We start from the raw sequence: 12,432 nt of genomic DNA on the forward strand, positions 1-12,432 counted from the left end.
TACCGGGGGCTTCGACACAAAGGGCGGAAAGCCGACCTTCGCTGCGAGTGCGAGCCCGGATTGGCCCTCCGGCGCAAGCCGACATTCGGACAAACGAAAGAATGGGGATTCTTTCTGCGGTGCGGAAGGCGGCAGTGAGCCTTATCTTGATCACGATGCGCAGTTCCAAATTTGCGTGTGCAGCAGAGGGCACGACAAATTGACCTGCCCATCGACGCCCATTCGTCACGGCAAGGGGTGTCCGCTCTTGCCGAGCACAACCTCCTTCCGTGAGGAAGTAGCGGGTGAGCGGGACGCGTAGTCTTCCGCTGCGCTACAGTAATGAATCAGGCTCCGACCTCCAAAAGGAATTCACGGCACTGCGCCATGCAACTTCGCCAAGCGGGCTCATAGTCCACCAAGACATGGTTCTGACTCTTGAGTGGCACGAAGCGGCCGCCAGGAATAGCAGAGGCTATGAGGCGGCCTTGTTCGATCGGGATGCGCTGGTCGCCGGTCGAATGCAGGACAATGGTCGGCGCTTTTACATGCGCCAGCCGATCGCGGACGTCGATGTCTCCGAAGGCGTCCTGAAACCGCGCCGCATTGGCCGCCGAGGTCGTCAGCCGTTGGAATTCATCGAACCAGTCGAGGTCGCCCGGGGCGGCTCCCGGCATGAAGGTCTGGGAAAAGATGTGGCGATACGCCGGGTTGTCCGTACCCCAACCGACTTCAGTGAGCTGCCGGACAGCTTCGCGCCGGGCCATCTCCTCGACATTGGCATGGTGCCGCCAACCCGAGGCATAGCCCCCGATTAGGATGAGTCCCGAGACCCGGTTGGGGTGGCGCGCGGCGTATTCGATACTGACCGCCGCGCCCTGCGAAATACCCAGCAGCGGGAACCGCTCGAGTCCAAGCGTCTCGACCACTGCCTCGAGATCGGCGACGAAGGCGTCGAAATCCAGCGTCGCCACGTTCCAGTCCGACAGCCCGCAGCCGCGCTCATCGTAGCGCACGAACGTGCGACCGCGGGCGATCTCCGCGAAACAGGCGCCCCAGATCGGCGTGTTCCAGTCGTGCTCGATATGTGTCAGCCAGTTCGCGGCCTTCACCAGTGGCGGTCCTTGTCCCACCGTGGCGAAGGCGATCTTGGTACCATCCCGGACATTGCAGAAACCGATCCGCTGCTCGCGCAGGTGCGCCCGCAGGTTTGCATGATCGGAGGCGTTGGGCGCTGAATCTGGACCCTGCGGCTCGGCGCGCGGCGGTTCCGTCAGTTCCGCATCCGGATCGATTTCCTGCAGCAGCCGCTGCCATTTGCGGGCCGCCCCCGGGGACGTTTCCCGGTGGACCGCGAGACGGCGCAGGACCTCGACCCGATCGGCCAGGACGTCCTGCCGCTCGGTCATGAGCCAAGAGCCGAAGGCGTCGTCGCCGGCTCCATCCAGCCCGTCGAGCACGACCTCCCCCAAGGCCGCTGAGGCCGACTCGAGTTGACCGGGGCTCAACATATCTGGCTCCGTCTTCAGCCAATGACGTAGGTCGCGCAGGTCGACGGCCACACCCGCGCCGTCGAAGCGCACCCTCTCGCGGTCGGCGATGATGCGTGACCGGTCGGGCGTGTCGACCACCTTGCGCAGCTTGCTTAGCGCCCAGCGTAGGGCAGCCTTCGGGTCATCGGGCAGGTCCCAGAACATTTCACAGAGCCGCTCGCGCCGGTGTGGGCGGTCCGTGGTCACGAGGAAACCGAGCAGCGCACGGGCCTTGCGGGAAGCGGGCAACTCGACTTGGCCATGACCGTTCCGAACGGTCAATTCGCCCAGAACCGAGATATTGATTTCTGAGCCATCAGACATAGGCCAACTATGGGGCTGCCCCGGGGCGAAGGCAATCTCAACGGGCGGAAGAATACGGCTCGGCGCCGGAAAAAACAACGGATGCTCACCGATCTTACAACGGTCGTGACAACGCTCGCTGCAACGGGGGACGGCGAAAGGGTCGTCATCGCCCGGGGATGACCGGGTGGCCGTCCTCGGATGGCACCATTCTAGTCAGATGGAACTGCGTTGGCCGCCTTCTCTCGGTGCGGAACGCAGTTTCTCATTGAGGAGTCACAAATTGAAAACAGGATTTGAAACGATTGGCGATGTTGATCTGGTCCGGATCGAGGGCGAGGTGGATGCGTGCGACACCGGGGCCCTCTGCGACCTCTTGGTGGCGAGGGCCCGGTCCGGACGGAGCAAGCTGATCGTCGAGTTCGCCGAGGGGGTCGCGTTGGCCCGCCCCGGTGTCCGCGGCCTCGTCGTCGCGGCGAAACTCATGCAGGCGACCAGACGGAAGTTCGCCGTCGTGGCCAGTCCCGATCTGGGCGACTGGTTGCACCGGGTGGGCTTCGTCCATCTGCTGGCTGTCCACCATTCCAGGGAGAATGCGCTGGCCGCGATGGCTGGTGCACCCTCCCGCGCCACACTGGCAGGCACTCAAGCAGCCAACCGCCTCGACGCGCCGACATTCGACATACTGCCGCGCACCGCCTCCAAACCAGTCTGAGCCCCGAAAGGCAAATTTCTATGTACACGATCTCCTTCTTCGAAGGCCTCATCGGCCAATTCCCCCGCACGACGGTTCGTCCTGCCCGGCGCAGCGGGTTCATCAAATCCCTCATCCACCTCAACGATACCTGGCGACAATCACGGCACATCGAAACCCTGCCCGACTATTTGCTCGAGGACATCGGCCTCACCCGGGGTGACTTGAACCGCCGCAGGGGCGAGTGGTGACCGGCCACGTCAAACTCACTTTCGCCAACGCGGACATCATGCCCCAGGAAACCTGCGATCTCTGCATCATGGGGGCCAGCATCGCCGGAATGAACGCCCTGTGGGTGGCCGCCGAGTACCTGACCGCGACGCCCGCGTCGTCATTATTGACGCCAGGGTCCGTCGCAGGCGAATTAAACGTGGGTCAGGTTTACCTAAGGGCAGCTTCGTCCGCTGACCGATGTTTCACCGGATAAAATGCTGCGCTCTGCATGATTGGCAGCAATGACGGGCTGCACAGCAGCATCTTGAACAGGTCTTGGAGGTCGACTCTGGGCCGATCGCGAACACCCGAGTCAGCAATTCAGTCGCCGAGATCCTCGTCGCGGCAAGGTAGCCTCGCCGAGATTGGCTAAGCCATTGGCGCTAACTGGACTGACTAAGATGTTCTACCTCGCATCAGGGTCCCTAAGCGGTGGGTCTGCCCGCATCGGCAGCGAGGTTCGGTGCCCTGTCGTCCGCTATATGAACTCAGCCCAACCTAACGCTTCCGACGACTCCGCTCGAATGCCTCCAGCGCAACCCTCCGTTTTGCCGCAATGTCTCGAACAGTTTCAGCGACGGCAGATTCCCCAAAATCCACTGGGTTAAACGGTCGACCATACCAGCGGATCATATCCTTGTGCTCCGGGTGACGACGGTTGGCCATGGCTTCTACAAAATCCATGAAGCCAGGCGGACCTCTGACATCTTCAGGCGGCGCGGTCCGTTCGCCATCCAGATACAGGGGATAGTCGATATCTGGATCGGCGCTGCTAACGTGTTCGATAGAAATACGATGTTGCCAGTTGTCACCGAAGTCATAGGTGTAGTCGATTTCGGTGATGCCGCGCGCGACCAACGCTTCCAGGCGCATATTTTTGGCGTGGTAAACCTTATGACCCCAGGACATGTCCTCGGGACTGGGTTCGCCATAGACGCGCTCCCCTATTGTGAACTGGTAGAGGTGATCGTTTTCCCAAGGCATGGTCGCTTGGACGAGTTCATGCAGGGCCCGCAAGTTTGTGGTTAAGCCGACGTCCATGCGGCGCCAGATGCGGGGCTCTATGTGCAAAAGCTCTACGCGAAGTCGAGCGATCTGGTCGACCATGGTTTCTCCTTCATGATAGCCATACGAGCAGGTCGGTTCGACTTCTGCCTTTTCCGTTGAAGCCATCAATGGCGCGATGCGCTAAAGACACAAGCTTTCGTGCAGTAGAATGTCAGCCACAGTCACGAGGCGCGCTCACCTTCGGCGTGCCGTCACAGCGGCAGAGGTGGCGTCAGACCACTCTTCTCCAGGTTCCACCGTGCCGACCAGGCCCTGTCTGCGCGAGTGAGCAGCAAGTAGTTGCGTTCGGCCAAATAACGGGTGCGGTGCCCCGGCAAGGCTACGATCCGGATCGGATGGTCTGGCAACGGCGCATCGCCAATGGTCGCCAGCGCCCCTAGGAACCGCGCCCAGGCCGCAGGTGGGGCACGATGGGCAATGCCCGATGCCACCAGCTGGTTCAGGTGCAGACCCCCGCCCAGATCCATGACCGCTCGCGTTGCCAGATGGATCTCGCCCGACAGCGCGGTCAGGTCTTGACCGTCGCGCCTGGCCATGTCGCGCACGAGGCGCAGCATCCGACACCATTCGTCCCGGTGCGCGCGGCTTTGCCACTGGTCGCGCAGGTCGTCCTCATACTTTTGCATGCGCGGCACGATGCGCATCCCCAGTTCCAGCAATGACAGCCGCGGACCCAGCAACGGAACGCTCGACATCAACAGCGTATGCCCAGCGGCGTCTTGGCGCCCCGCCGTATCAATCATCGCCCATCCCCCGGGGCCCATGATCGTGTGGCGCGTCCGTTCCGACCGCAGGTCGGGCGCGAGAATACGCATCCCGCCTGCGGCCACCGACCAGCCAAGATGCTGCCCCGCGGGATCGGCGAAGCGTGCCGGCAGATCGCCGTCAGTCGCCGCATGCTGAAAGATCAGGAACGCCTCGCGCGCCGTCGCAAACAGGGTCTGACCGACTGGTGAGGCGGTGACGGCGGCGGGCAGCGACCCCCACCCGTCGCAGATGTCGTGATCGTCCCATTGCATCAGTGAGGGCACCCGTGCGGCCAGCCAGGCGAAGGGAGGTGCTGCGTAGATCTGCGCATACCGCTCGAACAGACGCTGCCGCAGGTGGTGCCGCAGATCTGCCAGCGCATCTGCCGACGGGTTGCGTGGCAGGTCCTTGGGCCACCCCGCGCACAGCCTGTGATCCTTGGTGATCTCGTCGGCATAGATCTGGTCGCCGCCGTGCAGCAGCAACGACAGGGGCTGGCGACCGTGATCGTCGCGCATCCGCGCCCACATCACGTTTCGCTCCGACCCGTCGCGGTCGAGGTCGCCGACTTCCTCGCCGTTGCACGACACGAAGGCGGCCCGCAGATCGCCCGACATGTCGCTGGCCACTGCATAGGATTCGCCGTTCCAATCGTACAACGAGGCTCGGTCCGCCGGCAGCGTGAACCGGATACGCCAGACGGCAGCTTCGGCAAACGTCGCGATGCACGTGGGTGAAGCCGTCCCCTTCGGCGCAGTGACCGGCGGGGGCACGACGTGCCGGTTCGTGATGAACAAGGCAGCCAAATGCATGCAACCGTCGCGGAGGTCGTCCAGGAACAGGATGGGGCCAGTGATGGCGGGGCATAAACCGGACATGCGATGCGAGCTAGAGCGACCGCTGCGCGCCTGCAAGGGCCGCGCCATCACGGATACGCATCTTGCAACGCAGGTTGCGGGTCCACATTTGTGGACAAATCGAAAGGATACGACCCATGAACGTGCAGAAGCTGCTGGAACAATTTCTTGGACCCGATGCGACCGCTAGCCTCGGCGGTGACCGGCTGGCAGGACGTGCCGGGCTGGCCACACGGCAGCAAGGCAGCCTTGCGGGCCAGAGCGGCGACAGCATTGGCGACCTCCTACGGTCGGCGATCGGCGGCGGCGGATCGTCCGCGCAGCGTGGCGGCGGGCTGGGCGTGCCTGGTGCGGCCATGGGCGGGCTTGCCGCGGGCGGTCTGCTGGGCATGGTGTTGGGAGGCAAGAAAAAGAAACGCAAGAAGGGCTTCGGCGGTGGCGGCATGCTGAGCCATGGCGGCGCAGCCGTGCTGGGTGCCCTTGCCCATCGAGCCTACCAGAACTGGCAGGACGGGCAGCAAGTGGCGCAGGCTTCCATGGCGACGCTGGACGACGTGCCGCAGGACGGATCACGTTTCGCGCCCGTCATCGGAGCCGACGGCAAACCCTTTGCGCTCGCGCTGATCGGGTCGATGATCGCGGCGGCGAATGCCGACGGCCATATCGACGCGGACGAGCAGAATGTGATCTTTGACGCAGCCGACCGCGGTGGCCTTGATGCCGAGGGCAAGGCATTCATATTTGACGCGATCAAGCGGCCGCCGTCTCCGACGCAGATCGCGGCACTGGCGGCAGACCGAGAACAGGCTGCCGAACTATATCTGGCGGCACGGGTCGCCATTAACCCCGACGAACCGACCGAGATGGCCTTCCTGCACAACCTGTCACAGGCGCTGGACCTGCCTGCCGATCTCGTGAACCATCTGGACACACAGGTCGCAAGCAACCTCGAAGGTTGATGACTCGGCCCCTGCACCCAAGCCAGCCCCGACCGTTGTCACGACGATGGTCCCATCTGGCGAGAGCTTCTTCGCGACCGAATCCGGCTTTTACATCAACGCTGAGGTTGCGATCATGGCAAATTTCCATGTTGTCGCCGATTGCGACCGGCTCGATGTCGGCGGCGAGGCAAGGGCTTGAGATATCTTCCCCGTGCAGCCTCGGCCAGTATCATCTTGTCCAGCGTCAAATCCAACACGGCACCTCTGAGCCGGGTATACTCAGCCTCCAGCTCTTTCAGCCGTTTGAGCTGATCGCGGCTCATGCTACAATACTCCTTGCGACACCTATAGTAGGTCTGTATCGTCTCACCGATCTGCCGCACGGTCTCCTGCACTGATTTGCCTTGCCCTTGCAGCACTTCAACTTGTCGCAGTTTCAGCACGATTTTGGGCGAGAGCCTGCCCTGCATTCCGTAAAGCCGTCCATAAATTAAGTTGTCCAAATACTCGTCATCTCGGCGATTTCGGACCGGCCGGATGATTGTCCATCCGACGCACGGTTACCGGATTGGAAATGAGTGTGGCTTATCTAGGTTTGCCCCCGATATTCAATGTGCTGTACGCGAAGTTTCGCGGCGTTCAGAACTCCTACCGCTCGATCTAGAAACCTAGAACCAAGCCAATGCTATCGCCGCCAGGAGGACATACCTTGTTACTTTTGCAATTGTGACGAGCAGAACGAAGGGTACGAGGGGCTCCTTCATCAAGCCCGCGACGACGGTCAATGGATCGCCGACCACTGGTAGCCAACTCCCCAGAAGCGACCATCTGCCATAATGACGATACCAAATCTGAGCGCGTTCCAGTTGCTCGTCTGAACTCGGGAACCATCGTCTTTTTCTGAAACCCGACAGATATCGCCCGAAATACCAATTGATGACAGATCCCAACACGTTTCCGACCGTCGCGACAGTGATCAGAGCTATTACTGAGTGACGATCTGTTGCCAGGAACGCAACCAAGACGGCTTCCGACTGCATCGGGAAAACCGACGCCGCTACGAGGGCCGAACTGAATAGAAAAACGTAGGCGATCATGCTTCAAAAAGCGACTTATGCACTCTGACGTGGGGACATATGGCGTGAGCCCATCTTCCGCTACATGACCATTTGGAGGTGGCAATGCCAGATAAACCGAACTTTGGAGTAAAGTCGGCTTTATCGTTGGATGCGCCAAGACCCGTCAGCCTAATGGCGCGCACCTTTGTCACTGCCGCACCTCACCTTCAAAGTTCAATCTTGCAGAGTGGTGCGGCTTGACGCGCCTAACCCTGTGCGCCGCCTGCACGGGGCCAGTGCGGATGGTAATCGTCGATGACAATGGGATGACTGTGTCGTGTAGGGCCACGCAAATGTGGGTGGTCTTGCGGCAAGTCATCGTGGAGGTGTTCGACCGCAGTGTCGAGCTCCCGTGGCCAAAGCAGCATCCCACCCAGAAGTCCTGCGCCTGCCACCAGTGCCAAAACGATAAACGCGACGACGGGACCGAAGGCCGTGATCAGCCCCCCTGACAGCGGATAGGTCAGCAGCCAGCAGGCGTGCGACAGCGCAAATTGGGCCGCATAAACTGCAGGGCGATCTTCAGGGTGAGCCGATCGTTTCAGAAGGCGACCTGACGGTGTCAGCACAACCGAATAGCCGATGCCGATGGTGAGCCAACCCATGAGCAGGACGATCCATACGGGGCCAGCGACGGCGACCCACAAGCCCAACGCCAGCAGCACGATGACCAGACTTGATGCGCCAGCGATCATCACCGGGCAATCTGGCCGGTTGTCGAGAAGGCGAGGAAGTACCAGTGCAGCCAGCATGGAGCCGCCACCAAAGGCCCCAAGCGCCATGGCAACTTGCGTGTCGCCCAAACGAAGATTGGATTTGACCAGAATGACGGTATTCACGAGAACCATTGCCCCGGCCGCGGCGGCGGCAAGGTTCAGCGACAGCAGCCCCCGCAGCCGTGGCGTCGCCAGATAGATGCGCAGCCCGCGCGTAGTGCGGTCATAGATGCCGCGGGGCGCGGTCGGTTGCGGACTTGGCAGAAGTACCGAAACCACCAGCAGCGCGGAGCCGATGAATCCTATAACGGTGCCATAGAACAGCACCTGATAGCTGACGAAAGTCAGCAGGATCGCGGCCAGTGCCGGACTGATCAGATTCTCCAGATCATAGGCCAGCCGTGAGAGGGACAGGGCGCGTGTGTAACGGTCCTCTTCCGGCAGGATGTCGGGGATCGTGGCTTGAAACGTCGGGGTGAACGCGGCCGAGGCCGATTGCAGCACAAAGATCAGGACATAGACCTGCCAGATCTCGGTGACGAACGGCAGGCAAAGTGCGACGACCGCGCGGACCAGATCGAGGCTGACGAGCATGGCGCGGCGGGGCCAGCGGTTTGCAAAGGCTCCGGCGATGGGTGCGACGCCCACGTAGGCCACCATCTTGATCGTGAACACCGTTCCCAGAACGAGTGCCGCGCGGTCGTCTGCCAGATCGTAGGCCAGCAGGCCAAGTGCGATGGTTGCCATGCCAGTGCCCAGCAGGGCCACGATCTGCGCCAGAAACAGGTGGCGATAAGTGCGGTCGGCCAAAACGGAAAGCATCGGTGTGACCTTACAGATATTTGAAGATGGCCTTGAATTCGGCGATTGCTGAAGGCCCACCTGGATCATCAGCGGTCATGGCGGCATCCAGGCAGTGATCGATGTGGTCTTGAATCAATGTTCGCTTGGCTTGCGCGATCGCTTTCTCAACCGCATGCAGCTGCTGCGCGAGATCCGTGCAGGGCCGCCCGCCCTCGATCATGCCGATGACGCTCAGCAAATGGCCGTTGGCGCGTTTCAGCCGCTTCACAATGTCGGTGTGGGTCGCATGGGTGGTCATGTCTGTCATCCCAAAATAATATCCTCCCGGGGGGGATAAAGCAAGCGAGCGTAAGGGCGACAGAGTTCTGTGGAATCCGGCGGCGTGAGACAACAGGTGAATTTTGTCCTGCGATGCATAACGATCCTTATCCTCGCGGCGGCAGCCCAGTCAGCGATCCACATTTCAGGGGAGCAAAACAGCTTCACCAGCCATTGCATCATAGTATCGTGAACAAGGTTTCACGTCAGCAGATAGACAGGAAGCGAACCGGCCTTTATCTGGGTCCCATGCGCAATTGGATCCGTCTTGTCACGCTCTGCCTCTCGCTTGCCCTGCTGGGCGGGATCCTGATGCATGATGCCGCAACCGCACAGATGCCTGTCCGCATGGCGTCGCATGCCATGGCTGCGGATTCCGTTTCAGACCAGAATTGCCCCGCCTGTCTGTCAAGCCCGACAGATACGGCGGCCTGCGATTTGGACTGCACGACACCCGTTCTGCTCTTTGCCTCTGCCCCAAGCGTGACTGCGGTCAAGAAGCGCGACGTGGATCCGGCTCCAGTCGTGAATTCGGGCCTGCATGGGTTTGATCCCGGCATCGAGCCTTCACCTCCACGAGATACGATCCTGATCTGAGCGGCCGCATCCGGAACGGATGACGGGCCGCTATCGCATTGCCTGCCGCGCAGCGGCAAGCCTGCGGACGATTTACTCGTTTCCCTTTAGGATCATCATCAATGTTGAACCACTTTTCGCGCGAGGTGACGCGCAGATGTATTTTGTTGATTGGTGCTACAGCCATCGGTGTGGCGATAGCCGCTCCCCAGATGTCTCACGCCGATACTGACCGGCTCAGAGTTCAGGCACTGACCTTCGACCAGGGGTCCGTCGTCGTCGCCTTGGACGCTGGCCTATGGCGGTTGGACAGTGACAGTGCAACTCATTTTCCGAGTCCTGGTGCCGTGTTCTCATTGACCAGCCACCCGGACCGTCCAGCCATGATTTTCGCCGCACTGCGCGGGGGTGGTTTACGCCGGAGTGTAGACGGCGGAGCTAATTGGACCGATGCCGGAACGGGCTTGCCCCTTGCCGCGGTTCTATCGGTCACGATGGGTGCCGCCGCACCGGACACACTCTACGCCGCAGTTGCCGGCGACGGGCTGTGGCGCAGCGAAGATGCAGGCGAGAGTTGGGCATTCGTCATGGATCGCCCGTACCTTGACGGCACAGAACAGGACGTACTCAGCCTCATATCGGTCGGCAGCCCATCCGGCATGGGCGGGATCTGGCTTTATGCCGGCACAGATGTCGGCCTAACACGCGTCCCGGACTGCTTTTGCCGCTGGCAGGACGTCACTGCAGGCGATGCGATGGATGCCATTGTGGCCGGTGAAACATCTGCATCGACGGCCCCTTTTCCGCCAAGTTCACCCGTCCGCAACCTTGGGGTCGCCAATGCCGCGCCTTCGCAGATTTACGCAGGGTCGACGACAGGCCTCTGGGCTTCGTCAGACGCCGGCGTAAATTGGTCGCTGGTATCACCGACGGTCGTCACCGCACTGGCCGTCGATCCACAAGACCCCCTGCACCTCGTAGCCGCCCGGACCGATGGCATCGCGGAGTCGCGAGATGGCGGCCAGACCTGGTCCCCCCTCACCTTCACACAGGAAAACTGACATGAACCGCAGATATCTTTTGGGCTCCGCCCTCTCCGTTGCCGCTGTACTCGCAGGCCTGCGCCCCACGGCGTCAACGGCGCAGCAAAGTCCCACCGCCAACGGCATAACAGCTCTCCCGGATGCAGTACCCGCAAATCGGCGCATGGCGATCTGGCGGGATCCTTCTTGTGGATGCTGCGATGTCTACGCCGACTACATGGAGGACAACGGTTTTGTTGTGACCCGTATCGACGACCGGGACTTCGACAAGCGCTCGATTGCGGTAGGCGTGCCCAAAGAGGGGCTGGGGTGCCATTTGGCAGAGGTCGACGGCTATTACGTCAGTGGTCTCGTGCCTTTTGAGATCATCGACCGTCTGACGGCAGAGCGCCCCGATGTGATTGGCATCACCCTGCCGGGGATGCCGCAAAACGCGCCCGGCATGGCGGGAAAAATCGGAGCCTTGAAAATCTACGCATTCAACGCGGACGGCGTTTCCGTCTACTCGAATGAGTGAGCTTTAAATGACTGAGATGATGACGGACATGATGATGGCAGGGTGCGACGTCCTTATGCTTGTAGTCGGTGCGGTGCTGGTCCTGAGCGTGATGGCGCTGATCAAATATCTCCGGCAACCCGCATGAGATCGATGCTTCGTTCCACCGTGATAGGAGTAGCCATGGCACTCATCACGCTAGCTGCCGCAGCACAGACCCAGGATGACACGGTCACTTTGGATGATGCAAACCTATCTGCGTCGTCCGGCGCATACAGGACCGCGCAAGGAAAGGCCCTCTACGTGGCGAACTGCGCCTCTTGCCACGGTGCCAACCTAGAAGGTCAGTCTGACTGGCGTCGCCGACTGGACACGGGGCGCATGCCTGCGCCCCCGCATGATGAAACCGGCCATACGTGGCACCATCCCGATGCGGCTCTACTCAAAATTATCAAGTCGGGACTGGATGCCGTGATCCCGGGGTATGAGAGCGATATGCCAGCGTTCGGCAGCACCCTGAGCGATGCAGAGATTACGGACGTTCTGGCCTACATCAAAAGCACCTGGCCTGACCGGCAGCGTGATTTTCAAGCAGAGGTCACCGCCAACGATCTTGCCGACCCTTAGAAAATCTTGCGTAGCATGATTGGCACCGCGAACTTTGTGGTAAAATGTCACAGCCGACCTGACCGTTTGCAGGCTGAAAGATAGTTGAGGCGCAGAGTATCCCAGTCTATTGTGACATCAATCAGTCAGAAGGCGGTCAACCGCTTCTGCTGGGACGAAAGTCTCAAAACTTCCCGGGCAGGATTTTCATTCGATGCAGTTCTTCAATCGTCGCAATGCGTCGCTGGCTATGCTCGCAGCATTAGCCGCATGTGGCAAAAGCAATCCCGCAAGTGCTGTCCCACCGCCCGTGTTCAAACGATATGACGGAACTGCGGTAACGCAGGTGGCCGTTTATTAG

Annotated in this window: 15 protein-coding genes; 8 read left to right on the forward strand and 7 right to left on the reverse strand. The window is 60.9% G+C overall.

Annotation, left to right across the window (positions count from 1 at the left end; genetic code table 11):
- Positions 1 to 326 precede the first annotated feature (326 nt).
- Positions 327 to 1,835, reverse strand: coding sequence for an alpha/beta fold hydrolase (locus ACOI1H_RS20100; RefSeq protein ID WP_422439665.1), 1,509 nt, complete (start codon positions 1,833 to 1,835; stop codon positions 327 to 329).
- A gap of 262 nt (positions 1,836 to 2,097) precedes the next feature.
- On the opposite strand from ACOI1H_RS20100, the gene ACOI1H_RS20105 reads away from it, so the two are divergent.
- Genes ACOI1H_RS20105 through ACOI1H_RS20115 form a run of 3 tightly spaced genes read left to right on the forward strand, consistent with a single transcriptional unit; the run spans position 2,098 to position 2,995 of the window.
- Complete coding sequence (locus ACOI1H_RS20105; RefSeq protein WP_422439666.1) at positions 2,098 to 2,529, forward strand: hypothetical protein; 432 nt, start codon at positions 2,098 to 2,100, stop codon at positions 2,527 to 2,529.
- A 20-nt stretch (positions 2,530 to 2,549) separates the two neighbouring features.
- On the forward strand, positions 2,550 to 2,759 hold the full coding sequence (locus ACOI1H_RS20110) for a DUF1127 domain-containing protein (RefSeq protein WP_422439668.1): 210 nt from the start codon (positions 2,550 to 2,552) through the stop codon (positions 2,757 to 2,759).
- Complete coding sequence (locus ACOI1H_RS20115; protein WP_422439670.1) at positions 2,756 to 2,995, forward strand: hypothetical protein; 240 nt, start codon at positions 2,756 to 2,758, stop codon at positions 2,993 to 2,995. Before ACOI1H_RS20110 ends, ACOI1H_RS20115 begins: the two co-directional genes overlap by 4 nt.
- 284 nt (positions 2,996 to 3,279) lie before the next feature.
- On the opposite strand, the gene ACOI1H_RS20120 is transcribed toward ACOI1H_RS20115, so the two are convergent.
- Complete coding sequence (locus ACOI1H_RS20120) at positions 3,280 to 3,888, reverse strand: plasmid pRiA4b ORF-3 family protein (RefSeq protein ID WP_422439671.1); 609 nt, start codon at positions 3,886 to 3,888, stop codon at positions 3,280 to 3,282.
- A 152-nt stretch (positions 3,889 to 4,040) separates the two neighbouring features.
- On the reverse strand, positions 4,041 to 5,408 hold the full coding sequence (locus tag ACOI1H_RS20125; RefSeq protein WP_422439672.1) for an alkaline phosphatase D family protein: 1,368 nt from the start codon (positions 5,406 to 5,408) through the stop codon (positions 4,041 to 4,043).
- 182 nt (positions 5,409 to 5,590) lie between these two features.
- Between ACOI1H_RS20125 and ACOI1H_RS20130 the strand changes: the two genes are divergently transcribed.
- Entirely contained in the window at positions 5,591 to 6,412 is an 822-nt protein-coding gene (locus tag ACOI1H_RS20130; protein ID WP_422439673.1) for a tellurite resistance TerB family protein, read from the forward strand.
- A gap of 113 nt (positions 6,413 to 6,525) precedes the next feature.
- Here ACOI1H_RS20130 and ACOI1H_RS20135 read toward each other — a convergent pair whose 3' ends face one another.
- The 4 genes from ACOI1H_RS20135 to ACOI1H_RS20150 form a co-directional block, all read right to left on the reverse strand.
- Positions 6,526 to 6,897, reverse strand: coding sequence for a hypothetical protein (locus tag ACOI1H_RS20135; protein WP_422439675.1), 372 nt, complete (start codon positions 6,895 to 6,897; stop codon positions 6,526 to 6,528).
- Positions 6,898 to 7,062: 165 nt separating this feature from the next.
- Complete coding sequence (locus ACOI1H_RS20140; RefSeq protein ID WP_422439676.1) at positions 7,063 to 7,491, reverse strand: YqaA family protein; 429 nt, start codon at positions 7,489 to 7,491, stop codon at positions 7,063 to 7,065.
- A gap of 227 nt (positions 7,492 to 7,718) precedes the next feature.
- Complete coding sequence (locus ACOI1H_RS20145) at positions 7,719 to 9,050, reverse strand: MFS transporter (protein WP_422439678.1); 1,332 nt, start codon at positions 9,048 to 9,050, stop codon at positions 7,719 to 7,721.
- Positions 9,051 to 9,060: 10 nt separating this feature from the next.
- Positions 9,061 to 9,339, reverse strand: coding sequence for a metal-sensing transcriptional repressor (locus ACOI1H_RS20150; RefSeq protein ID WP_422439679.1), 279 nt, complete (start codon positions 9,337 to 9,339; stop codon positions 9,061 to 9,063).
- Between the two features lie 104 nt (positions 9,340 to 9,443).
- On the opposite strand from ACOI1H_RS20150, the gene ACOI1H_RS20155 reads away from it, so the two are divergent.
- From ACOI1H_RS20155 to ACOI1H_RS20170, 4 genes are all read left to right on the forward strand, one after another.
- Positions 9,444 to 9,947: a hypothetical protein gene (locus ACOI1H_RS20155; RefSeq protein ID WP_422439681.1), complete on the forward strand. Its 504-nt coding sequence runs from the start codon at positions 9,444 to 9,446 to the stop codon at positions 9,945 to 9,947.
- A gap of 443 nt (positions 9,948 to 10,390) precedes the next feature.
- Entirely contained in the window at positions 10,391 to 10,987 is a 597-nt protein-coding gene (locus ACOI1H_RS20160) for a WD40/YVTN/BNR-like repeat-containing protein (RefSeq protein WP_422439682.1), read from the forward strand.
- A 1-nt stretch (position 10,988) separates the two neighbouring features.
- The gene (locus tag ACOI1H_RS20165) at positions 10,989 to 11,486 is read left to right on the forward strand and encodes a DUF411 domain-containing protein (protein ID WP_422439683.1); all 498 of its coding nucleotides are present in this window, start codon (positions 10,989 to 10,991) and stop codon (positions 11,484 to 11,486) included.
- Between the two features lie 162 nt (positions 11,487 to 11,648).
- Positions 11,649 to 12,092 (forward strand): c-type cytochrome, encoded by a 444-nt coding sequence (locus tag ACOI1H_RS20170; RefSeq protein WP_422439685.1) that lies wholly within the window; start codon positions 11,649 to 11,651, stop codon positions 12,090 to 12,092.
- Positions 12,093 to 12,432 lie beyond the last annotated feature (340 nt).

Origin of the sequence: Loktanella sp. DJP18 (genome assembly GCF_049310965.1) — a bacterium.
GTDB lineage: Bacteria > Pseudomonadota > Alphaproteobacteria > Rhodobacterales > Rhodobacteraceae > Loktanella.